15 protein-coding genes are annotated in these 25,327 nt (G+C 50.1%); 2 read left to right on the top strand and 13 right to left on the bottom strand.

From position 1 onward, the window contains the following. Positions 1-29: 29 nt before the first annotated feature. The 3 genes from ACFQ2I_RS01920 to ACFQ2I_RS01910 form a co-directional block, all read right to left on the bottom strand. The gene (locus ACFQ2I_RS01920) at positions 30-1,682 is read right to left on the bottom strand and encodes a response regulator transcription factor (RefSeq protein WP_377561786.1); all 1,653 of its coding nucleotides are present in this window, start codon (positions 1,680-1,682) and stop codon (positions 30-32) included. After that, entirely contained in the window at positions 1,667-3,424 is a 1,758-nt protein-coding gene (locus ACFQ2I_RS01915; protein ID WP_377561785.1) for a sensor histidine kinase, read from the bottom strand. The genes ACFQ2I_RS01920 and ACFQ2I_RS01915 overlap by 16 nt, the downstream gene beginning before the upstream one ends. A gap of 198 nt (positions 3,425-3,622) precedes the next feature. Then, positions 3,623-8,422, bottom strand: coding sequence for an RCC1 domain-containing protein (locus tag ACFQ2I_RS01910; protein WP_377561784.1), 4,800 nt, complete (start codon positions 8,420-8,422; stop codon positions 3,623-3,625). A gap of 189 nt (positions 8,423-8,611) precedes the next feature. On the opposite strand from ACFQ2I_RS01910, the gene ACFQ2I_RS01905 reads away from it, so the two are divergent. After that, positions 8,612-9,313, top strand: coding sequence for a response regulator transcription factor (locus tag ACFQ2I_RS01905; RefSeq protein WP_377561782.1), 702 nt, complete (start codon positions 8,612-8,614; stop codon positions 9,311-9,313). Continuing rightward, on the top strand, positions 9,297-10,766 hold the full coding sequence (locus ACFQ2I_RS01900; RefSeq protein WP_377561781.1) for a HAMP domain-containing sensor histidine kinase: 1,470 nt from the start codon (positions 9,297-9,299) through the stop codon (positions 10,764-10,766). The genes ACFQ2I_RS01905 and ACFQ2I_RS01900 overlap by 17 nt, the downstream gene beginning before the upstream one ends. 9 nt (positions 10,767-10,775) lie before the next feature. On the opposite strand, the gene ACFQ2I_RS01895 is transcribed toward ACFQ2I_RS01900, so the two are convergent. The 10 genes from ACFQ2I_RS01895 to ACFQ2I_RS01850 all read right to left on the bottom strand — a co-directional run bounded on the left by ACFQ2I_RS01895 (position 10,776) and on the right by ACFQ2I_RS01850 (position 25,311). Continuing rightward, complete coding sequence (locus ACFQ2I_RS01895; RefSeq protein WP_377561780.1) at positions 10,776-12,506, bottom strand: cache domain-containing sensor histidine kinase; 1,731 nt, start codon at positions 12,504-12,506, stop codon at positions 10,776-10,778. Positions 12,507-12,508: 2 nt separating this feature from the next. After that, positions 12,509-13,276: a response regulator transcription factor gene (locus ACFQ2I_RS01890; protein WP_377561779.1), complete on the bottom strand. Its 768-nt coding sequence runs from the start codon at positions 13,274-13,276 to the stop codon at positions 12,509-12,511. A gap of 110 nt (positions 13,277-13,386) precedes the next feature. After that, positions 13,387-14,493 (bottom strand): peptide-methionine (R)-S-oxide reductase MsrB, encoded by a 1,107-nt coding sequence (gene msrB / locus ACFQ2I_RS01885; RefSeq protein ID WP_377561778.1) that lies wholly within the window; start codon positions 14,491-14,493, stop codon positions 13,387-13,389. Positions 14,494-14,511: 18 nt separating this feature from the next. Continuing rightward, on the bottom strand, positions 14,512-15,036 hold the full coding sequence (locus ACFQ2I_RS01880; protein WP_377561777.1) for a redoxin family protein: 525 nt from the start codon (positions 15,034-15,036) through the stop codon (positions 14,512-14,514). Positions 15,037-15,050: 14 nt separating this feature from the next. After that, positions 15,051-15,767: a cytochrome c biogenesis CcdA family protein gene (locus tag ACFQ2I_RS01875; protein ID WP_377561776.1), complete on the bottom strand. Its 717-nt coding sequence runs from the start codon at positions 15,765-15,767 to the stop codon at positions 15,051-15,053. A gap of 232 nt (positions 15,768-15,999) precedes the next feature. Beyond that, the gene (locus ACFQ2I_RS01870; protein WP_377561775.1) at positions 16,000-20,808 is read right to left on the bottom strand and encodes an Ig-like domain-containing protein; all 4,809 of its coding nucleotides are present in this window, start codon (positions 20,806-20,808) and stop codon (positions 16,000-16,002) included. Positions 20,809-21,565: 757 nt separating this feature from the next. Continuing rightward, on the bottom strand, positions 21,566-22,996 hold the full coding sequence (gene larC / locus ACFQ2I_RS01865) for a nickel pincer cofactor biosynthesis protein LarC (RefSeq protein WP_377561774.1): 1,431 nt from the start codon (positions 22,994-22,996) through the stop codon (positions 21,566-21,568). After that, positions 22,993-23,679, bottom strand: a complete 687-nt coding sequence (gene larB, locus ACFQ2I_RS01860) for a nickel pincer cofactor biosynthesis protein LarB (RefSeq protein ID WP_377561773.1) — start codon at positions 23,677-23,679, stop codon at positions 22,993-22,995. Before larB ends, larC begins: the two co-directional genes overlap by 4 nt. Further along, on the bottom strand, positions 23,676-24,491 hold the full coding sequence (larE, locus tag ACFQ2I_RS01855; RefSeq protein WP_377561772.1) for an ATP-dependent sacrificial sulfur transferase LarE: 816 nt from the start codon (positions 24,489-24,491) through the stop codon (positions 23,676-23,678). Before larE ends, larB begins: the two co-directional genes overlap by 4 nt. A 49-nt stretch (positions 24,492-24,540) precedes the next feature. Further along, positions 24,541-25,311, bottom strand: coding sequence for an SDR family oxidoreductase (locus tag ACFQ2I_RS01850; RefSeq protein WP_377561771.1), 771 nt, complete (start codon positions 25,309-25,311; stop codon positions 24,541-24,543). Positions 25,312-25,327: the final 16 nt, after the last annotated feature.

The following is a 25,327-nucleotide window of genomic DNA, read 5'->3' as shown; positions in this document are numbered from 1 at the left end:
TTTCCGTTCATGACTTTTGTATCTTTTATTTACCCTTTTCTATCCCGCTTCAATTCCCGGTACTCCTGCGGGGTAAGATGCGTCGCTTTCTTGAAGAACCTGTGAAAATACTGCGGTGACAAAAAGCCCAATTCCTTGGCGATCTCATGCACCTTATAGCGGTCTTGCTCCAGCATATGCTTGGACTTGTCCAATCTCAGCTCGTTAATATAAGCGGACAATCCCTGCCCAGTCAGCTTCTTGTACAGTCTGGACAAATAAGACGGGTTATGTCCGACCACCTCGCCGATTCGCGTCAACGACAAATCGCCCTCCAGGTGGCTCGTAATATACTGTTGGATCTTCGTAATCAGCTCATGCTCTTGTACGTTCATCCCATCTTTCTTCCATCCGAATATTCGCCATGCGAACTGTGTGAATTCCTCGCACACTTCCTGCCACGATTCATACCTCTCCAATTGCGTATAGCGCCCAAGCTCTTCCCTGCCTGCAGCCCCGCTCAAGGAGTGCTTCAGGCCATGCGGCATATAGACGGAGACAAGCAGGTAATAGAGCTCTAATTGTACACTGCTAGGGAACGGCCCTGTGAAGCTGGCGAATGCCAGAAGCTCCTCCAGTGTCGAGAAAAACTCATCCTCCTGGCCGTTCTCCAAGCAGGACTTCAAATACTCGACTTTGTTGAAATGGACGGTCGTCAGCCTCGTCTCCTCGTTATAGTTGTGGTCCAGCTCGCCTGGGGCCGGTTCCAGCAAGATGAGCTCGCGTCCCATCCCCAATCCGCTATGATAGAGCAGATTCAGCCACTCCACCTTCCTCGCCACTTTGTCCCAAGCGACGAATTCGGATGCCAGCGCGAGCGATATCGGCAACTTCAGGAGCGCAGCGGAATTCCGCTGGATCTCCTCCAGCATTTCCCGCACGAATATGCCGGCTCGCTTATACGTATCCTCTGTAGGCTCATCTTCCATCGGCTGTATGAACCACACCATCTTGTTTTTCTCGAAATGGATGGACAATACTTTCGTTAATGGTGATAACAATTCACGCGTCATATTATCAAGCGCGAACTGAATAAGTGTTCGATCCGTCAGGCTCTGCAAGCGGCCCCAATCGTCTATTCTCGCAATCATCAGCAGGCAAGGGCCTTCGGCGTCCAAATCAATTCCGAGTTCGGCGAACTTCAGACCGATCGCACCAATAGATTCGTCGCTATGCAGCAATTCACTCATATATTGCTTCTGAAGATGGGGCAGCGCCATCAGCTTCTGCTGCTTGGCCTGAAGCAGCAAGGAATCAGTGAGACGTTCTTTCTCCAATTCTTTCACTGCAGCGGCCACGCTACCCACGATTTTAGCGTTGCCCTCCGTTTTCAATATATAATCCACACTACCTTGGCGGATCGCCTGCTGAATATAAGAAAAGTCACTGTAGCCGGTCAAGAAGATCACCTTGCACCTCGGCCATTGCTTAATAATTTCTCCATGCAGCTCCAGACCGCTCATTCCCGGCATATGAATATCTGACAGCACAATATCAATTCTGGTGCGATACAACCAGCTTAACGCCTCCTCAGACGTTGAGGCCGGAGAGACGTCAAGCTGCGGCTCTTGCAGCCTGCTGAACAGCTCGACCAGGCCGTTCAGAATGAACGGCTCGTCATCTACGATTAGTAATCGGTACATGCATACTCCTCCTCCATACCTACGGGTATCTTCACTGCTACGCCCAGACCGTTCCATTGATTGCGGTAGACATCAACGCCTGCGGAAGGTCCGAATTTGATTTGCAGTCTCCGGTGTACATTAAACATCCCCGTCGTCTCCATTTCGTTGACATCCTTGTACAGCTGCTCTCTTAGCTTATATAGCTCGTCCGTCGTCAATTCGGAGCCATTATCTTCGACGCGAATGTACAGCATGCCGTCCTTCGTCTCGTTCGTCATATGCAGCTTGCCTGACGACACCTTGGATTCCAGCCCGTGCTGATAGGCGTTTTCGATAATAGGCTGCACGATCAATCGGGGTACGTACAGCGCTTCATATTGCTGCGGGATCGATTGAAATTGCACATCGATTCGAGGACCGAAGCGCATCGTCTGGATGTTCACATAGGCTTCGGCATGCTTGATCTCTTGCCCCAGCGGCAGCTCCGACTTCGCATCCCTTGTTATATATTGAAAGTAGTTCCCCAAGTAATGCACGAACTTCCGCGCATTGGCGATATCTTCGAATTCAATTAGCTGATGCAGAATAAAAAAGCTATTGTACAGGAAGTGAGGATTGATCTGCGACTGCAGCTGCTTCAATTCCGACTGCTGCCTGCGAATCTGCTGTTCGTACACCTCCTGAATCAATGCTTGCAGCTGACCCACCATCTTATTGAACTGATCGGACAAGTCCCTGAACTCATCATTGCTCGATTGTGTGATCCGCACGGAGAGCTGACCTTGCTCCACCTTGCGGAAAGCCTTGAGCACCTTGCGAAGCGGTGTCCGTATCGCTTTAAATATCCAATAAGAAAATAGGGCAATGACGATCATGGACAAAATAAACAGCAGCCAGAACCATCTGTCGAACTTTTCAAAATCGCTCATAATATAGCTTTCCGGCGTGTAGATTGCGAGTGTCATGTCGTAGTAGAGTGATTTCTGCATCGATACCAGATAGTGATTGTCCGAAATTGTGAATATGACTGAATTCGCGGTGCTGCTTCCTTCTTCTTCAAGCAACGTCATAATGTCATTTTCGGCTTGATTCAAGGCATGATTGGAAATCGTCTTCTTGAACCCGTTAAAATAGAGCACGGCTCCGCCTTGCTCTACGGCGTTCCGCAAATCATGCAAAATCATCTTCCGATCGATTTCCACCTCGATGAGAAAAACAGGGGAACGTGCTGTAAGAGCGCTATCCGGATAATACGAAGCAAGCATCAGCTTCTCGTTCCACCAAAACAAGGGTGATTCTTGCTTCTGCATGACCGCGCGCATCGCATTCATATCTTCATGTGATACCCCCTCCTTGTAATTCCCCGGCTTGATTCCTTTATTAATTAGCGGAATATGAATCGTGACGTCAGCGATATACGAGCTGGAATCCTGCAGCAGAGTCAGCTTCCGTTCCATGCGCAAGATCGCTTCTCTAAGCTCATTTTCGGACATGGCGGGCGCTACCGTAGCCAATGTCATCAGATCCTCGTCAATGACAAGGGATTCCTTGAATTTTTCGATTTTGTTCAACTCATCTCCAAGCGAGGACAAGTAGAACTTGACATTGGTCTGCATCGATTGCAGTATTTGTTCCCGCAGGCTGTTCGCGACTCCCTGATTCAGCAATATGCCCAGTAAATAGACGGGAAGAATCGCAGTAAGAAAGCCCAACAGCAACTTCGGATAAATCGTAAACCTCTTCCTACGAATAATTTCCATTGTCATCCCTCCACACACTGACGTCGAACATAGTATGTATTATAAACAGGAAGAGGTAAAAGAAAAAAGAGCCTGCATGAATCAAGGTTGGCAATCCCTCTTTTCATACAAGCTCATATTATGCAATTTGGCTACTAGCCAATGGAGCGGCAGGACAATGTGTTTTGAATCACTCTTTCCTCGTTCCCCGATTACTCTCTAATCGATAAATTCCGTATATTGCAGAAATCGCTTCAGCATAGCCGTCGCGTGCGCCCGGGTTGCAGGTTCAGAAGGCATATACGTGCCGTCGGGCATACCCGTAATGATACCCGCAGCCACAGCTTGAGCAACCGCATCTGTAGCCCAGGCGGAGATCGACGTTCGGTCTGTGAACGATTCCAGCACTCCCATGTCTGCTGCCGCCTCCTTGCCCGTGAACGATAGTGCTCTGGCAACCATTACGGCCATCTGCTCGCGAGCGATCCGCTCATTCGGCGCAAACCGGTCAGGCGACATGCCGCTCACAAGGCCAGCGTTCACCGCTGCTTCGACGGCAGGCCTATACCACGCATTTGCCGACACATCGGCGAAGCCGGAAGCTTGCCCGCCAGGGGTCAGCGATAGTCCCAGCGCGCGGACGAGCAGTGCGGTAAACTCCGCCCGCGTCATGTCCGCGTTCGGTGCAAACCGGCTGTCCGTGACGCCTTTGACGATCAGCTTTGACGTCAGCAGCTCCACATCCGCCTTCGCCCAATGTCCGCTAAGGTCATCGAATGTCATGCCCTTCGATTCCAGGACAACGTACATACTGTTGTGCGGCACATTCATGATGATTTCCTGTGTACCATCCGGGCGAGTACCTGTATGCGAAGGAACGAACGTGAACGTCTTCGTCTCCCCATCATATAGAACGCCTGTCAGGTTGCGATTCCCGGCCCCTTCCTCCGTCACGATCGCCCGCGACATATATGTCCTGCCAAAATCGCGGATCTCCTCCGTCTGACCGTCCGCCTCTACCGTCACCTTGAAGTCGATGACCGCACTCGCCAGGTCAAAGCCTTCCAGAACAGCAAGCTGCTGGACCTGCATCTCCGTAGCTTCGTCAGCGCGCTCCATGATGATGTTCACCTTCAGATCTTTCAGTTCGACGCTGAGCTGTTCCGCCAAGCCCGCCAGATCAAGCGCATGGATGACGAGCTGGTAGCTGGCCCCGTTCAGCTTCACCTCGATAATCGCATTCGGGAACGATTCGGCGCCCGCGGCGATTGAAGCGGCAGGAAGCTCTATCCGAACGATCCGCTTGGAATCGTCCACTTCGATTGTGAGGACCGGTTGCTTGGCCGCCTGCAATCGATTCAACGCGTCATCCAGTATCTCTTCATTGAGCGAGACTTGCTCGACGATGACACCGTCCGGACGGGTTACTTTTCTTATCGCTACTGCTCCAATCACAGTCGAGTCTACCAACAAGCTCGCTTTCCCCGCCAGTTCCACCGATTCGCCGCTTGATCCTCCAGAAGTTCCGGCGTTGCTCGCAGCACGCGTCACAGTGACAGAGTACCTCTTACGCGCCCCGTTCAACGCCGTAACTTCAATTGCCATGGTATTGTCACCTACATCCAAGTCCAACGCTCCACTCGCTTGTCCGCTCGTTACCGATGATGGCGTTCCACCGTTGACTCTTACGGTAATGAGGTCCGTCGCATCGAGGGCAACCGGCGTTAAAGTGATGCTGCTCACGTTGTTTGGCACTCTTGCCTTATAGTCCATCGTGGATGCGTCGAACTCCATATTCAGCGTTCCTGCGGAGAGCGCAAGCCCGCTCAATTCCGCAGCAGACGCATCCAGTCTGAACCGCTCCGATACTTCGTCCGCCGTATTGCCGGCTACATCCTGTGCCCGAATATGCAAGTGCCAGTCTCCATCCACTCCGCTTTTCATCAGATCAGCCCCGCTCGTGAACGGCGCCCAGCCATCTGCTGGCGCAGTGTCGCTTTGCGACCAAGCGAATGCCAGAGCAGCCAAATTCAAGCCGCTCTCCGTATCGCTCGCCGTTACGATCGTCGATACGCCTAGGCTCCACGTTTCATTGCCGTTCATGCCGAACTCGATGCTCGGGTTAGTTTGATCGATCTTAACCGTCAGGGCATCTTCCAATTCGTTGCCCGCTTCATCTTCGGCTTTGACCTTGATCATGTGCGTTCCGACTCCCGAGATGGACAGCGGTTCCGTGTAATGGAGCCAGGTTGCTCCATCATCCAGTGAGTAGTCTAAGGTTGCGATGGCTATCCCTTGCTGATTGGAGGCATAGACCTCCGCCGCCACAGTTCCGTTCGTCCACTCTCCGGAAGCGTATGAATTGCCGTCCTGATTGTTGGCAGAAATCGTGATAACCAGCCCGTTTCGATTGATCTTCACCGTTCTAGTTTCTTGCCCTTCATTCCCTTCCTCATCGGTCGCTTTAAAAGTCAAGGTATGGATGCCTTCCTCGCTGTAGGTCATCTCTCCGTCAACCGGCTGCCAGGAATCGCCCCCGTCCTCCGAGTATTCAAGCGCTGCCAGTCCGCTGCCGTCATCCGTTGCGTATACACTGACGGTCACGCTTTGATTTGTCCATGTATCGTTTGCGTAAAGCGATTCATCCGCTGCTTTCATTTGAATCGCAACCGCTGGAACGATGTTATCCAACCACTGTGCGTACAGAGTTACATTGCCCGCGCCCATCGTAAAAGCGTCACCTGGCGTGTAGCTCGTACCGCTGCCGTCAGCTGCGGTGTTCCAGCCTGCGAACGTATAGCCCGTCCTGCTCAGGCTGCCTGTGTTGCCCAGCACGGTGACGCTGTCGTCCGGACTATATGCGCTATTGTCAGTCGGCAAGTTGCCGTCGTTGCTGCCATTGCCGTCATACGTGACGGTATAAAGCTGCGACACGGTAATGGTATACGTCTTGCCCGGCAAGAGATACGGCTCGACCCGGACTGAGATTGCCGTGGTGTCCCCGGTCAAGGGTACGGCAACAGGTGTACCGCTTGTCTGCTCCTCGTCATTAACCAGCAATATGGAGTTGGCTTCGTCAGACAATATAGCCGTCACATCGATGCTGGCGGCAGATGAGCCCACAAGCTGGTAGGTATACGCCGTGACGGAAGGGGCAAATGGCGGGCTCAGCTCACCCGCATCCATCACAAGACCGCTCAGATTCGCCTTGCCTGGTACGGTCCCTAGACCTCGCGCATCATATCCCCAAGTGACTACGCTGCCGTCCGCTTTCAGCGCAAGTGAATGAAATCCTCCTGCGGCAATGGATACAACGCCGCTTTGGGCTGCTGCTGGAACGTTAGTGATATCAGAAGAGCCCCCCCATACCACTACGCTGCCGTCTTCTTTCAGTGCAAGTGAATACCGCAAACCTGCGGCAATGGACACGACGCCGCTTTGGGCAGATTCCGGAACAGTCCTTTGACCGTAAGTATTCATGCCCCATGCGATTACGCTCCCGTCCGCTTTCAGTGCTAGTGAATGATTTCCTCCTGCGGCAATGGATACAACGCCGCTTACTGCCTCTGCCGGAACAGTCGTTTTACCGTAAACATCAGATCCCCATGCGACAACACTGCCGTCCGCTTTCAGTGCAAGTGAATGAAATCCTCCTGCGGCAATGGACACGACGCCGCTTTTGGCCTCAGTCGGAACATCCGTTTGACCGTGATCATAAGATCCCCATGCGACAACACTGCCGTCCGCTTTCAGTGCAAGTGAATGAAATCCTCCTGCGGCAATGGACACGACGCCGCTTTTGGCCTCAGTCGGAACATCCGTTTGACCGAAAGTAGTCTCTCCCCATGCCACTACGCTGCCGTCCGATTTCAGCGCCAACGAATGATTAAATCCCGAAGCAATGGACACTACACCGCTTTGGGCAGCTATTGGAACAGTCCTTTGACCGTAAGTATTATCTCCCCATGCCACTACGCTGCCGTCCGATTTTAATACCAGTGAATGATACCTTCCCGCGGCGATAGCGATCGCCTTGACAGGCGAAGACAGACTTTCCGGAACGGTCGTTTGGCCGCTGTTATTCGCTCCCCATGCCACTATGCTGCCGTCCGCTTTCAGCGCCAACGAATGAAAATGTCCCACAGCGATGGACACCACACCGCTTTGCGCTTCTGCTGGAACGGTCGTTTGACCTTGACTATTGGCTCCCCACCCGACAACACTGCCGTCCGCTTTCAGTGCTAGTGAGTTAAAACTTTGCGCGGCAATGGACACTACACCGCTTTCCGCCTCTACCGGAACATTCCCTTCACCGTTAAAATTAGATCCCCATGCGACTACCTTTCCGTCCGCTTTCAGTGCAAGTGAATGAGTATCTCCCGCGGCAATAGACACTACGCCGCTTGCTGCCCCAGACGGAACCGTCGTTTGACCGCGAATATTAGATCCCCAAGCAACTATGCTGCCGTCTGCTTTCAGCGCCAATGAATGGAACTGTCCCGCAGCGATGGACACGACGCCGCTTTGCGCTTCTGCTGGCACAATCCTCTGACCCTGATAATTCAATCCCCAGGCAATTACGCTGCCGTCCGCTTTCAGTGCAAGTGAATGATAGTTTCCCGCGGCAATGGCCACGACGCCGCTTTCTGCCGCGGCCGGAACAGTCGTCTGACCGCGAGTATTATCTCCCCAGGCAACTACGCTGCCGTCCGCTTTCAGCGCCAACGAATGATGATTTCCCGCAGCAATGGACACCACACCGCTTTTGGCAACTGCCGGAACATTCAATTGGCCTTTACTATTTGACCCCCAAGCGACTACGCTGCCGTCCGCTTTCAACGCTAGCGAATGATACGCTCCCGCAGCGATCATCTGGAACGATCCCCGACTCCAGCTGCCGCCGGAAGACCTCTCAGCCGATACGACAGCAGGTACCATGCATGTCCACAGTATGATAAGTACCAGAACGACCGGAATCAGTTGCAAGCCTTCCTTTACATGCCGTTTATTTTTTGACATCGATTGAACATCCCCTTCTCTATTGCCCTCTAAATCTATGATTGGATCACAGCTCGCTATTTTTAACTCTACCATTTTATGTAAGGCTAAAGTCTTAAAGGATGCTTAAAGAATTTCATTCTTTAAAGGAGAATAGCTTGGCTGTATTGTATAATGAAAAAAACGTTAGACAATAGAAGAGAGTGTGCCATGGAAAATCACCACGTACTGATTGTCGATAACGAACCGGAAATTGTTCAGCTGGTCAAGCTGCATTTGCGGAATGCAGGGGCCCTTACTTCTGAAGCCTCTTCAGGGCAAGAGGCTATTGCCCTACTGGAGCATTACACAGTCGATCTGATCGTGCTGGACTTAATGATGGAGCATGGGGACGGCTGGGAGGTGCTGCACTATATACAAACCCGCCAGTTGAATACGCCCGTTATCATCCTTAGCGCCAGACAACTGGAAGAAGACAAGATCGAAACCCTCGGATTAGGAGCAGACGATTACGTCACGAAACCGTTCAGCCCCGGCGAGCTGACGGCCCGCATCAAAGCCTTGCTGCGGCGTTACAAGCCCGCTATGTACGGGAATAAAATCAACTGCGGGAACCTCATCTACGATCGTGCCGCTCAGCAAATCGAGAAACCAACCGGCACCATTTCCCTTTCTCCGATAGAAGGAATGATGCTGGAGCTGTTCATGCGCCAGCCGGGACGCATTTTCACCAAGCAAGAACTATTCAAATATGTCTGGAAGCTGGATCAATTCGATGCAAATTCAGTCAACGTGTATATCAATTTTTTGCGCAAAAAAATAGAAAAAGACCCGGCAAACCCTCGCTATATTGAGACTATACGCGGTGTCGGCTATCGGTTTGTGGAGGGGACACATGAATCTGAAGACTAAATTGTGGTTAATGGTCATAACAGCCAGTTTTACCGGACTTGTATTATTCATCGCGAGCATCGTAATCATGGGTTCGCTTACTTCGCGTGGGTATACCCATGAATCGTTGAATCAAATAGGCCATCAATTGGTAGAAGATGCGGGCAATCAAGCACTTGATTTAAAGAGGGGAGAGGTGGATGAGCGAATTCAAAGCCTACTGGATCTTACTCGGGATGAACACCCGCAGATGAGTCTGGAGTGGTTTTCCAAGGAGGGCACGTTGCAGTATGCCACCAATCAGCGGAAGGAGCCCTATGCGTTCGATGAGATGATGGAGCGTTTTGTAGGCATGCCTAATAAGCTGTGGGGCTTTGACGACGAAGCGGTGACCTTAGTGTTTCACTGGGCGCTTGATAATGAACCTCAGTATTTGATCATGTCCATGCCCAGCAAGGAAATGCGAGGAACGCAAGTCTTTGTTTATGTCCGGCAATCCTGGATGCTTCTAACCTTGTTCATTCCGCTCGGCATCTTTTTTATTACGCCGATCATTTTTTCACTGCTCTTCTTCACCCGCATTAACCGTAGACTGAAAACGCTGAATAGAGCCGTACAGGAATTCGATGCGCGGAGTACGAGGATCGTCCTGGATGATCGCGGGAACGATGAAATCATTCAACTGAATCGCCATCTCAATCATATGTCTGATCGCATCCTGGATCAGGTAGCGCAAATTCAAGATAACGAGCGCAAGCGACATACGTTGATCGCGAACCTTTCCCATGACCTGAGAACGCCGCTCACCATGATTCAGGGGTATGCGGAGACGCTTTACGACGGTTTATATCAAGATGACAAAGAAATCCGGGCCTATTCGGAAATTGTATTGCGCCGGTCTCGTTACATGAATAAGCTGCTGCAGAAGCTTCTGGAGATATCTCGTATGGACATGCATCCTGCTCGCGGTCAGTTGAAGCGAACCAACCTGTCCGAACAACTCCGAAAACTGGCGGCAGATTACATTGTCATATTAGAAAATTACGGCATGTCCTTTGCGATTGAAATTCCGGAGCAATCCATTGAGGTCATGATCGACCCCCCTCTAATGGAAAGAGCTGTACGCAATCTGATTGAGAATGCGTTGCAATATGGCCGTTCCGGCGGATACATGGGACTTTCCCTGCGCAAAGTTATCGTTGCGGACGCCAGCGACCGTAATGAAGGACGAGACAGTCAGAGACATTATGAGGTTGAAATCAGCGTAACGGATAAAGGACCCGGTATTCCCGTCGAAAAGCAGGAGATCATCTTTGAACGCTTCATCCGGGGATCTCGTGCAAGAGAAGGGGAAGGCCTCGGCATCGGGTTATCTATCGTCAAAGAGGTGGCCGGCTTCCATAAGGGAAGCGTGCGGCTGGAGAGCAAGCCTGATATTCATACGACTTTCACACTCGTTATCCCCAGCCACTGAACAGATTCATCAGTCTATTGTCTGTGAGATTATAATCTGGACAATCGTACCCTGATGATTATTCGACAGAATCGTTACACCATACGATGGGCCGTAATATAATTTAATGCGCTGATCCACATTTTGAATACCGACACCGCCAAGCTTTGTCGGTCTGCTCGCTTCACTTTTCGATAGGGCGTCAACATCAAAACCGTCGCCATTATCTTGAATTGTAAATATGAGCTTATGCTCATGTGCCTCCGCAGTGATATGGATATAACCTTGATGATCTAACTCACGAATACCGTGATAGAGTGCATTTTCCACCATCGGCTGTAGAATAATTTTCGGTATTTTTAATTGCAATAAGGCGGGGTCGCAAGCAATATGATAGGCAAGCTTGTCGCCATATCTTTCCTTTTGAATGAATAGATATTGCCGCACATGATCCAGTTCATTTTCCACAGTCGTGAGCTCGCTCCCTCCACTTAAGGACAGACGAAAGAATTGCGCCAGCGCTTTTGTCATTTCTATTACCCTTTCACTGTCATTAAACTCTGCCATCCATACAATCGTGTCGAGCGTATTATAAAGGAAGTGCGGATTAATTTGACTATGGAGTGCACTAATTTCCGAACGTCGTAAATCTTTTTCCTTGTCACTAATTTCCTGCATCAATTTCTTAATCTTCAACATCATGTCGTTAAAATGTCGGGACAGACTTTGTGCCTCATAGCACCCTCTATCATCAATCGGTATTTCTACTAAGCCATGTTGAATATCTTGCATAGCAAGTTCTAATTTCTTGAAAGGGGTCGTTATGCGTCCGGTAAAGATAACAATGCTGACCGTGGCAATAACTAACAAAACGAGCCCGACTTGGATGAAAATATGAACCAGCTTGTCTTCAATAGCTGCCAATTCGTCTTGCGATGATACACCTATAAAGAGCCAATCCGCATTTCGTAATGAGAACAGGTGTGTAAAGGTCTGCTCTTTGCGATCGAAAGCTGTTGGATCGTCAACGATTTTTTGCAAAAATTTCCGCTTGGCCGCATTTTGAAAATAAGCAGGATCTTGGTGATACACAACTTCTCCATTAGCATTTAGAATAAACGAAAAACCAAGGTTTCCCAGGTCTAAATTAGCCAAATAATCTTCAATGACTTTGTATTGCACATCAATGAGAAGAACGCCAATGTTCCTCCCTTCCGTATTTTTAATCTCTCGACTAAGCGATATCACCCAGTTATCTTTATCCATGGTGAAATCTTGCATACGCGCAGAGGTGAGTACGGGCGTTCCTTCATGATTAATAGCGGATACATACCACGGTTCCTTCATCATATTGCTTGACATACTCATAGATAGGCCGGTTTCATTCGATATGATCTGTCCATCCTTACTCACCATGACAATCGACTTCATGAAGCGATCCGTAGCCATTGCCGTTTCAATCGTAGAGAGAATCACTTTTTTCATTGCCGGGTCTCGAGAGATATCAGAGAAATAAGCGATGAGTTGCGGACTTTCCGCAAGTAAGCGTGATACTGCCTTCAGCCGTTCAATATACAAATCAATATGCATTCCGCTCTGCTCAACGGCATCTTCGGTATTGGTTATCGCTCTCTCCTGGACGATTGCAGCTATGCTATTGTATAAAATTGACCCCATTAACAGAAGTGTCAGCACGCTCGCGACTACATAATGCATTGCGATTTGAACGCGTAATTTTTTCAATACCTGAAATCGTGACATGCTCATTCTCTCGCCTTTTCTCGGAATTGGTTAGGGGAAAGCATGAACTTTCGTTTAAAGGATGCGCTTAAATAATTGGGATCGTCAAAACCGACAGCAGAAGCAATTTCATAAATTTTCATTGGGGTGCTCAGCAACAAAATCTTCGCGCGCTCTAATCGTATGGTCATCATATACTCTTGGAACGTTTGGCCATATAGGCGTTTAAAGAGACTACTGAGATAAGAAGTGCTTAAAGCCAGTTGTTTGGCTAAATACGCTAGTGAAAAATTCGCATTGGCAATATTGTCTTCGATCTCCTTATGAATTTTCACTTTGTATCCCGTATCATCTGCTGTATCCGCATTTTTAATTAACTCGTGAACAAGGCGCGATACCTGAATCGCATTGTCCGCTTGTTGTTTTTTTTCGATGAGTTTTTGAAGCGTTTGTTGAATATCCTTTTTGGAAACAGGTTTTAAGACATAATCATCTACACCGGCTTTTAATGCGGCCAGCGCGTAATCAAAATAATCGTAACCTGTAATTAGAGCAATTTTCACATTCGGTTTAAGTATTTTTACAGCATTGGCAAATTCCAGTCCATTCATTTTTGGCATATTAATATCGGCTAGAATGAAATCGGGCTCATGTGTTTTGAAAATATCCAATGCAGCTTCCCCGTTCGAGGCTTCATACACCTGGGAGATCGATAACGCATCAAAATCTACAAATGAACGAATTCCACGAATGATGATCGCTTCATCATCGACTAAAAGCAGTTTATACATGACCCTCTCCCTTTCCCTCATGCTCTTCACTCTTCACTCTTCAACCGCAAAGAAAGATGGTGTATACCATCTTTCTTACGTCCTTGCTTATATTTATTGTGACCCTTATGTTACTGTACCAGATGTTTCAAATATCCGTAACCGGCTTCCTCCATATTCGCCTCCGGGATAAAGGTAATGGCCGCGCTATTGATACAGTAACGCAATCCCCCTCGATCCGCCGGTCCATCATCGAAAACATGACCCAAATGACTGTTTCCTGTACGACTTCTTACCTCTGTACGAACCATGTTAAAGCTTGTATCTTCGTACTCCAGCACGACAGCTGGATCGATCGGCTTGGTGAAGCTAGGCCAGCCGCACATGGAGTCATATTTATCTGCCGAGGAGAACAGCGGCTCACCCGTAACCACATCTACATAAATGCCCGGCTTGTAATTATCCCAATATTCATTCGAATACGCTCGTTCAGTGCCGTTGCCCTGCGTCACTTCATATTGTTCTATCGTTAACTTTGCTTTAATTTCCTTATCACTGGGCTTGGGATAGAGAGCAGGATCAATTAATGAAGGTATTTCCTGATTTTCCACACCGTCAAATTCCACATGGCAGTAACCGTTAGGTTTTTTTTCCAAGTAATCTTGATGATATTCTTCTGCTAGCGTAAAGTTTTTCAGAGGTTCTACCTCCGTAACAACCGGCTTGTCATAACGTTTTTGTTCTTTCTCAATAATGTTGTTAATGATCGCTATATCTTCCTCATTGTGATAATAAATACCCGTACGGTATTGCTCGCCGCGATCATTTCCTTGTTGGTTAAGCAACGTAGGGTCAATAATTTTAAAATAATGGGTAAGTAATTTCTCCAAGTTCACACGTGTGGAATCGTATTTAACGTGCACAGTTTCGGCATAACCCGTTTTTCCTGTGATGACTTCTTCATAGGTCGGGTTCTCGGTGTGTCCATTCGCATAACCTGATGTCACATCATATACGCCATAGATCCTTGACATATACGCTTCTACCCCCCAAAAACAACCGCCTGCAAACCATATTTCTTTCAGATTACTCTCATCAAACGATAAATTCGTATTGGGATTGTCAGGCAGACTGGATTGTGATTTCTGGGTTGGAAATAAGTTCGTCGCTGTCACGGTTCCGCACCCCGCTATCACAATCACCAAGCTTAGAATTAGAAACCATCCCATCTTCTTCATGACTATTCACGCCTTTCTTTATTGTATGGTTTCCATTTTTTGAATAATTACTTCATTGCTAACATGCCCTGGAAGGACTTGAACGAGTAGGCCATTGGAGTCAATATACGCAGAAGTCGGATACCCGCGCACTTGGAATTGATCCGTGATTTTTCCGCCTTCATCTAACAGTACGGTCAGATTCTTCGCTTCCTCAACACCGCTAAACCACTTTTTAAATGAATCGGTATCCTTTTCATTTCTAAAGCCTGGAGATACAACAGTTAACACCATAAAATCTTCTTCGTCCTTGGCAAGTGTATTTATATCTTCCATTCCTGCTAAGCAAATGGAACACCAAGATGCCCAAAACTTCACATATACTTTTTTTCCGGCATAATCACTCAAGGTATGCGAACCCCCATTCACGTCGTATAACGTGAAGTTCGGTGCGCTATTAGCACTTGCTATACTCTCTCCGTTGGGCGCTTCTTCGCTTGAAGAGCAGCCGGCCAGAACAAGTAGAGTGATCATTCCGAATAGAATAAGCATGAACTTCTTCATGATTTCCCGCTCCTTTACCGTACAATAAGTGTCGTAAACCAGTTTAAATTATTGGTCATCAGGATAATCCCCATCATGATAATGATGACACCCCCAGCTATCTTCAGCTTGTTTATGTGCCGATTTATTTGTTTCATCTTCCGTAACAAGATATCTGAAAAAAGTGCCAATACCAGGAAAGGAACAAGTAAACCGAGCGCATAGATGAACATAAGAAAAGCCCCATGCGTTGCTTGGCCTTCACTTGCGGATAGACCTAATACAGCGCCTAAAATTGGCCCGATACACGGCGTCCAGCCAATACTAAAGGTAAAGCCCAACAAATACGCCCCAAACACATCCCTTTTGCCACTGCGTTTCATTTGTACTTTTTTCTCAAGATTTAAGAATGATACTTGATACAATCCCATTTGATGTAATCCCAGAAGAACCACCACTGCACCGCAGACAACGATGAACCATCGTGTATGAATCACAGAGCCTAGAAACCCGGCGCCAAAGCCTAATAAAACAAAGCTCGTCGATAAACCGATGACAAAAACAATCGTTTTTATCAATAGATACGGGTTGGCAACAAGCTTGCCCCGTGACATCCGATGAGCCGATAGACCTTGTTCATTGGTTGATAATATCGAAAGATACACCGGTAATAACGGTAATATGCACGGAGAGAAAAAAGAAAGTAAGCCGGCAACGAACACGGAGCTAAGTATTAGCTGTTCAACGGCCAATCGGAACACCTCCCTATTAACTGGATATATTAATCCTACAAGAAAAGGCCTCTCAACAACATAGAATGAGATTTCGCAAATCTTAGAAATGATCGGGTCTTGTTATAATTATATCCCCCATGTAGGTGTGTAAGCTCCCCACTCACTTTGAATTACAAAAAAAGCCGGGGGACCACGCAGTTTGCGTTGTCCCCCGGCATTCATTCATGATGTTTATGTTTCATCCCGTTACTTATTCATCATCGTTATCATCTTCGTCATCATCTTCGTCCTCTACATCTACATCTTCATCCTCATCGACGTCATCATCATCGTCATCTTCTTCTTCGTCGTCATCGTCTTCAGTGCCATCGTCATCATCGGAACCATGCCCGTTTTTCTTGATGACGCGTACGTGTAACGGCTCAGAAGTGATGGTGTTCCCTTCATAAGTCGCTTCTACCCATATATCCGCTTCCCCCGTTTTTTGGGTATGCACTTTGCCATCGACTACATTAGCCACTTTATAATTTGTGGTAAAGAACGTTAAAAGCGCTTGAGATTGATCCAATACTTTCCCGTTGCTTAGCTTCAGCATAACCTGTAATTCTGCCTTGTCCTTGCGATTAATGGGATCACAGCTACCGCAAGAGAGCGATACTTCCGCCAGAGTCGGAGTGGCCGGCGAACCGTATATCTTCACCTCAGTGTAGCTGTTCCAATGGTTCTGATTGTTGCCGAAGCCTGTGATGCGGACATAACGGCCCGACTGCTCAGGGAATGCGAACAACTCATGATCCACCGATTCGCCGGAGCTGTTGCCTTCGAACGCCTGCTGCCATGTCTGTCCATCCTCCGAGACTTCAATTTTGAAGTAACTGGATCTGATATTTCCATTATAGAACGCGGCGCTAATGGCACCAATCGGACGGCTTTCACCCAGATCGTACTGAATCCATTGCTCACCTGCAGCCGACCATCGCGTAATGATGCTGTCATCTATTGTATTTTCCGGTACGTTGCCGTCATGGTCGCTTGCTGTAACCGACTGCGGCTGCCAGATGGGACGATTATCCGGGATGCCATACGTTACAGGATGCTCCATCGTCACATAATAGGTAGTCGGTTTGGCGAAGCCTTGCGGGTCGGTCACTGTAATTTTGGCATAACCCGGAATCCCGCTTGCTTGCTGAACTTGAACGTTATAGCTTCCTGCGGCAGTTGCGCCAATAACTGGAATAGAGGCCTCGCTAGCAGGAATAGATAGCTCATACATATAACGGGCAGAGTCGAATTCTTCCAGCGCTACACCGTCTATCGTTAATCCGCTTAGCTTGGCAAGCTGACCATTCTGCACCGACCACGATTCCAATGGCACAACAGATGGCAGCGTGCTCGGAGGCGTCTCTCCCGGCATCAACGGCACCATCCATACGCTAATCGTCTCGTTCAGTACATCTTCCATATGGATCGTCAGCTTCTTCACGCCGTAGTTGGATGTCTGACCAGACGGATTCGGAGAGGTCGGCAGCGGTACAGCGTCCATCACCGAGAATGCGGCATTTCCCGGCGTCAGCAGCTTCACATACAGCTGGCGGCCGTCTTGACTCAGTATGGCGCTGGTGCCGTCCTGACCGATCTCAATCGAAGCTCGCGTATGCATGAACCAGTACAGCTCCGATGGCATTTTGTTCACAATCTCATCCTGTACCAGGAATTGGCGCCGTTCGTCAATCAGCGCTACGCCGCGCTTGACCGAAGCAGACTGCTTCTGATAAGCAGGGGTCAGATCGGATATCGCATAAGCCCCGCCGGTCTGATTGAACGAAGTAGTTGTTATGGGGGACAGACTGTCCACGTCTTGGTCCGGTCCTGCAGATGGCGAGATAATCAGCGTATTGTGGCCTTCCGCACGCTTGCGATAATACGTCCAGCGCTGCCCGTTCTCACTCATGTTCCAGTAGCCCGGCAGGTTATAATTCTCCGATCCGATATCCAGCGCCCAACGTACGCCATGCGCATCCAGCACGAATGTGCCCGTATCCAGATCGCCATGCGGCGCGCCGTTCATGCCGCCCTTGAAGCCGGCGAACATTGCGCCCGGATCATCCCAATCGCTGCGCATCGTGACGGCTTCCGGAATCTCGAACTGGCGGTCAAGCTCCTGCGGAGCGTTGGCCCCGTATAATTCAGGCCTATACCACAATGCGTCGTACAACCCGCCGGTACGTCCGCTCTTCTCGGCGAACTGATGATACCAGGTATACTCAGGCTTGTTATCATGCTTGGCGAACCATAGCAGCGTTCTTCCCGGTATGAGCGATTCCGAATTATCGAAATAATTGAAGGCGCCTCCCGGTCCTGCTATATGAATCGGATACAGCGGCGTCTCATCTAATCCTTCACTGCTAGAGAAGCCGTAATCATGACCGAAGGTCGTCTCCAGTCCGGACAAGAAGTACAACAAGTAAATGGTACCGTATTCCCAATAGCTTGGCCCTTCCTTCGCGGACCCGTCCGGCGCATATTGCGGCAAGCCATATTGAATCGACTTGAACGCTTCTCTCAGAATGAGTCCTGCCAGTTGCTCCTCTTCATCGGCAATCGCAAGCGCGCCAATGGTCATCCCCGCATTGCAGACAAAATTCCAATTATCGCGGTTATACACCCACCAGTACGTCTTATCTACATACATCGGCACTGCAGGAGTCAAGCCTTTGTCGACGATCGCCTGACGGACCGTATCCCGCTGCGCTTGTGTCAAATAATCGTACAGCCAATCATAGCCGATACCTACACCATATGTCATCGTAGCCGTATCCAGATAATGACCGGGGCTCCAGTCAGGATAAGCGCTGCTGGACACATGCGCCAGCTCCTGCCAAGCCCGATCGGCATAGACCGTATCGCCTGTAAGCTGATAGGCGAAGGCAAGGGTAACGATACGTCTTGAGGAGGTCGTATCCAGTCGAAGCCCGTCCGGCTTATCATAATCCTTCACCGGCTGAAGTAGAATCTGATCCGCTTCTTCCTTCACCGTATTGAACCATCCCGTGAATCGGGCATCCACGTCAACCAGGTCCCGCATCCGCTGGAAGTCGGAAGCTGTCGCTAATATGCGCGGATGCTGATTCTGCGGATTGGCAGCCTTCAGTGAAGCGATAATCTCCTCCGACGTCGGCGCCGTATACACCCGCATGATCGACTCCAGCAAGCCGCCGTTGCCGTCACTGACTGAGACTGTGAATTGATCTGCGCCAGTATAATCCGTGTTCGGCGTATACGTCCAATCGCCGTTAGCATCCAATGTAACAGAACCATGCTGTGGATTGCTCAGCATGCTATAGAGCAGTATGTCACCATCGGGATCGGTTGCGGATACTTTCGCTTGAACCGGTGTATTTTTATCTGTTGGATGAATGCCTTCCCCTCCTGTAGGGGGTGCATTCACAGCATTAATCTGCAAGCTGACGCGCGAAATAGTGAACCCTCCGTTCATGTCTTCAACAGCGATGATAAACTCATCGGCGCCCGTCACATTTTCGTCCGGGTAATAGCTCCAGACACCGTCTGCCGTCACATGGGCAATGCCCTGGGCAGGAGTGGTCAGCACCCAATAGGACAACGAGGAGCCGGTGGTTGATGTAGCGTTCACCTGACCTTGTGCCGATCCGTTCTCATCCAAAACTGCACTTGCATCTTCCGCGGTAATTGTATCCGATTGCCCTACGATGACTGTCGCTGAAGCTTTAAGCCCTCCGTCATTGCTCGTAGCCGTCACCACAGCCAATCCTTCCGCATGCGCCGTGACGACTCCATCCTGAACCGAAGCTACTTGAGGATGGCTGGACGACCAAGTGACCGAAGAATCGGATGCGTTGCTAGGCATCGTATTGACTGTTAATGCTTGCGTTCCGCCTATACTCATCGTCAATCCATTGCTCGACAGAGTGATTCCCTGCAGCGGCACCCAGTTCATGAATGTGGTATCGTCGAACCAGGCCGTTCCCGTGCCTTGCTCGAAGAAATGCTCAATCTTCACATACACGATATCCAGATTGTCCGGCACTTGAACGACCTTCTCCAGCTTGGTCCAGTCTTGCGTTCCGGAGACGGAGCCGAACATAACCAGATCCCCCGCACGCGTGCCGGAGCTGTTCACGAACTGCAGTCTTGTCAACGCGCTGCCTGTCAAATCCAGCGTCTTGATCCAGGATTCCACCTTGAACGTGCCGCCGATATCCGCAGGGGACAGCTGAATGCTCTGCACAAGTGCAGCGCGCCCTGTACTTGTGGCTTCTACGCGTACCGATGAAGCGCCGGAATGATACTGACTATTGTCCAGTTCAATCGCAGGAGTACCTATGGGAATCCATGTCCCCCAGCCAGTCGGCTTGCCGTTGCTGTCCGCCTCCTCGAAGCTGCCATTAATAACCCGGTTAAGATCAGGCACGATCTCCTGGAAGACAGCATCGTCGAACCAGGCTTCCCCGGTACCCGTCTCGAAGAAATTCTCCACTTTGATTCCTGCGATCACAGGATCGTTCGGAATGGATACTTCATGCTCGACAAGCGTCCAATCCTGCGTACCTGTTAGTCTAGGCAGCTCGATTAGATCGCCCACCCTACTGCCGGAGCTATTCGTGAAGAACATCCGGTTGAATGCCCCGGAGCCTGTCACATTCTCCGTCTTGATCCACTGCGACAGCTTATAGTTTTTGCCCTTTTGCTCAGAAGTTAGTGGAATAGTTTGAAAGATGGTTCCGCGACTTACGGTTGTAGCCGTAATTTTAAAGGAACGCTGCCCTCCCTTATACACACTTTCATCTACTGAAAAAACAGGGCTGCCGCTTGATACCCATGCCCCCCATCCAGCCGGGATCGTCCCATTCAACGTCTCGTAGCCTCCATTATTCAACAAATTGCCGCCGCCAGACGCATGTACACTAGATCCCCCCATTCCTATTGCCGGACATAAGCCCACCAACATGGCAAGTGCCAGCATGCTTGCCATCTGCACCTTCCATCTTCCTAATGCGTGCTTCATCCACATTTCCGCCATACAACTCTTCTCCCCTTTCAAAGGAAAATTAAGTTTTCACACCTAGAATTATAAGCGCTTACATGGCGAAATGTAGACAAACCATCCTTCACATCGACCAACAAGTGTTCATTTGGCAACGAACAACATTTACTTTTTCCTGTACAAAGAAACGTTTGAGCGCTAACCGTAAGTAAACTGTCATGATCACATTTATTCGCTTGCAACGAACTTCATGGCTGCTAGGGGGCAGACGTGGTCATTAATCATTCGATCCGAGGAGCGAGTCGCATTCAATAGCGGTACAATCAACCGTACATGACGTTAGACACATCTAACTGTATTTCGTGTAGTTAATAGATGCGAGATCGCCATTCTGATCTCCTGTAAATGGAATAGGTACAGTTATATGAGGTCATTCAGCGCATCATCCCGACAATCGATCATATTAGTATCATAAAATCCAGTTAGTGGCGACAAAAAGGTGCATATTGAAAAATGTACAGCATGAAATCCAGTTAGACGAGCTGGCAAGCTGCAAGCCTATAAGCTGCAGCTAAAAAGCCGGCAAACTTGCAGGATCAGCACAGCTGATAAAGTTAACAGACCCCGTAGAGACAGCAATGCTGGCATGATTGACAGTATCGCCAGTTATAGAAGCCTGCTTCCAAATCAAGAGATTTCGAGCAGAAATCTTCTGATATTGAAAGCAGGCTTCACTATGGAGTAGTCATCTTCCACACCCATTCATCTAATCGCCATCATGCTCAGTCGGTAATTACTCGCTCAGCCCATGAACGACAGACTGGTAAACTTCATCGAATGTTGCGCCATGCCGACGTGCAGCGCTAGCCACATCTTCGTATTCAGGAGTTGCTTTCAAACGCTGACCACGCCAAATACCTTCCTTCACCCGTATTTCGCCATATGGTGTTTCCCTCTTGGTGATGGTACGTTCCAGTGCGCTTCGCTGTAGGAAGCTTCGGCGTACGCCGAATGTAGAAGATTCCTTGAATAAGATGGCTTCCAGTTCATCCGCCTGTTCAAGAGAAGATAGTACCGTTATCAGTGTACCGGGGCGATTCTTCTTCATCTGGACCGGCGTGTAATAGACGTCCTTCGCCCCCTCGCGGAACAAGGACTCCATCAGATAGCCAAGCGCTTCGCCCGGCATATCGTCTACCTGTGCTTCCAGCACCGCAATCTGCTCCTGATGACGATCCCTTCTATTGGCGGACTCATCCTTATTAGAGGGGTCAATAATAAACGCCCTTAATATATTGGGGTGGGCAAAATCCTTCGTTCCCGCGCCATATCCTATATGCTCTATAGAGGAAGGAGGCAGATGCTCCAGCTGCGTCGCGAGCGCTCTGATGATACCCGCTCCGGTCGGCGTCGTTAGCTCGCCCTTCGCATTGAAGTCGGCAAGGCGCAACCCCTTCAACAGCTCCGATGTTGCCGGCGCCGGCAGCGGATACAACCCGTGCGCCATGCGCATGTAGCCGTAACCCGTCGCCACAGGCCCCGCATAAATATGCTCGATCTGAAGTGATTCCAGCGCCAGACAGACGCCGATAATGTCGATAATGGAGTCCATCGCGCCAACCTCGTGGAAGTGCACGTCTTCAATAGATATGCCGTGAATCTTGGCTTCCGCGACGGCAATCTCCTGAAAAATACGACTACTTCTCTCCTTCACCCTTGACGGCATGTCACTCTCTCTGATCATCGCAAGAATATCCTTCGCCTTGCGATGGACATGATCGTGATCATGACTATGTCCATGATGATGCCCATGTTCATGATCATGACTGTGCGCATGATCGTGATCATGGCTATGCGCATGACTATGCACATGATCGTGATCATGGCTGTGCGCATGATTGTGCACATGATCGTGATCATGGCTGTGCGCATGATTGTGCACATGATCGTGATCATGGCTGTGCGCATGATTGTGCACATGATCGTGATCATGACTGTGCGCATGGTCGTGGGCATGTCCGCTTCCGCCGTCCAGCTCCACCTTCAAATGCAGTCCTCGCATGCCGCAGCGCATCACATGATTAGTCTCGAGCTTGAACGGATCAATGGGAAGCCGCTTCAATTCGGCGGCAACGTACTCCCTGTCCGCCCCAAGATCAAGCAATGCGGCAAGGGTCATATCCCCCGCGATCCCGTACGAGCAATCCAAGTATAACGATTTCATCTCTCTCCCCCGCTCTCTTCAACCAGCTGCAAAATATTCGCCGCCTGATACCCGGCTCCGAAGCCATTGTCAATATTGACGACCGATACGCCTGCGGCGCACGATGTCAGCATCGCGAGCAGCGGAGTCAGCCCTTGGAAGTGAGCGCCGTAACCGACCGACGTCGGCACTGCGATGACCGGACGGCGGACCATGCCGCCGACAACACTCGCCAGAGCGCCTTCCATTCCCGCTACAACGATCAGTACGCTGGCTTCCCGTATTTGCGATCGATAAGCCAGCAGGCGGTCGATGCCCGCAACTCCTACGTCGAATACACGCTCCACCTGACAGCCAAGCCATTCCGCAGTACCCGCCGCTTCCCCCGCTACCGCAATATCTGATGTACCGGCGCTAAGCACCAGCACTTTGCCCGGCAGCTGTCGGTTCCTTCTGCCATAGGTCAGCAATCGCGAGGTCTCATCCAGCTTCGCATCCGGGTATAACTTCGCTACTTCTACGGCAGCCTCGTCCGACGCCCGCGTCACCATCGCGCAGCCATGCGCTTCCGTTAACGTGCGGAAGATGGCCGCAATCTGTTCCGGCGTTTTGCCAGCGCCAAATATGATCTCGGGATGTCCCGTCCGTTGTTCTCTGTCGATGTCGATTTTGCCAAACCCCAAGTCCTGGAATCCACTCATCATCGCGCCACATCCACATCTAAACTTCTGTTCATGCTGCCGCTTTTATAGCCCGCCAGATCCATCGTAACGAATTGATAGCCGAAGCTTTGCAGCGCCTCATGAATCGATTCCCTGTATTGCATAACGATCGGCACGGCATCGGCCTCCACTTCAATTCTGGCCATATCCCCATGTGTGCGCACCCGGACTTGTCTGATGCCCAGCTTCCGCAGGAACAGCTCCGACTTCTCGATCCGGCTCAGCTTCTCTTGCGTGATCCGTTCGCCGTAGGCGACACGGGAGGACAGACAGGCGAAGGACGGCTTATCCCAATTGGGCAGCCCCAGTTCCTTGGCAAGCAGGCGAATTTCATCTTTATACAACTCTGCTTCCTGCAGAGGTCCGCGAACGCCGTGCTCCTTCGCCGCTTGCGTGCCGGGACGATGCTCGCTCATATCGTCTGCGATCAAGCCGTATACGAGCCCTTGATAACCCGCCTGCTCCATGATCGGCTTAATCTCCGTGAATAACCCCTGCTTGCAGAAGTAACAACGGTTCCTGTCATTCTCCGCATATCCGGGAATAGACAATTCCGAAGTCTCGATCACTTTATGCTGCACGCCCAGCTGCTGTGCGATCGCGATTGCCTCCTGCAGCTCGCTGGACGGGTACGTTTCCGAATCGGCAGTAACAGCCAGCACGCGCTCTCTCCCCAGCGCATCGATGGCGCCCTTGAGCAACAAGGTGCTGTCCACTCCCCCCGAGAAGGCAACGACGACACTGTCCATCTGACGCAAAACCGTTTTCAGTCGCTCATATTTGTCCCATGGCATCTTAAGCAGCAACTCCTTCCTCTTACCCGGTTTCAAAACGCTTGCATGCCTATATCGTCATCGCGCCAAAGCCGCCGTCCACGCGGACAAGCGTGCCTGTGACGAAGCCGGAAGCTTTCTCCGACGCGAGCCATACCGCTGCTCCCTGCAGCTCTTCCGGATTGCCGAATCGGTTCATCGGCGTATGGTTCATAATCGACTCCACGCGCTCCGGCTTCAATATTTTACGATTTTGCTCCGCCGGGAAGAAGCCTGGTATAATCGCATTCACGCGGATATTATGCTCAGCGAACTCCCGTGCCAGGAACTGCGTCATATTATTGACGCCGGCCTTGGAGATGGAATAAGTGAATACCTTCGACAGCGGCGGTCCGGAAGAGACGGAAGAGATATTAATGATGCTTCCCCCTTGCCCCTGCTGGATAAGCACTTCGCCGAATACTTGGGAGGCCAGCATGACGCTCTTCAGGTTGACATCCAGAATGGAATCCCACTCCTCCTCCTCCAGCTCGAAGAACGGCGTGGCGCTGTTCGTTCCGGGACAATTCACCACGATATCGATACGGCCGGTCCAAGCCTTCACTTCCTCGGCCACACGGCGCAGATCCGCCTTGCTCGTCGCGTCCGCCTGGAATTTCTCGCTGCGGCCGCCGGCTTCCACGATGCTCGCCTTCACTTCCTCCGCCTTCTCCTGATTCCGCCCGACGACGGCAACTGCGCAGCCATGCTGCGCCAGTCCCTTGCTTATTGCGCCGCCCAGCACCCCATTGCCGCCAAATACAACCGCAGTCTTGCCCGTCAAATCGAATAAGTTCACCATAGCACTCTCCATTTCT

The organism is Paenibacillus chungangensis (genome assembly GCF_042675905.1).
In the GTDB taxonomy this organism is placed as follows: Bacteria; Bacillota; Bacilli; order Paenibacillales; family Paenibacillaceae; genus Pristimantibacillus; species Pristimantibacillus chungangensis.
The sequence above is the reverse complement of the archived record's forward strand: the minus strand, read 5'-3'. Positions and strand labels throughout refer to the sequence as shown.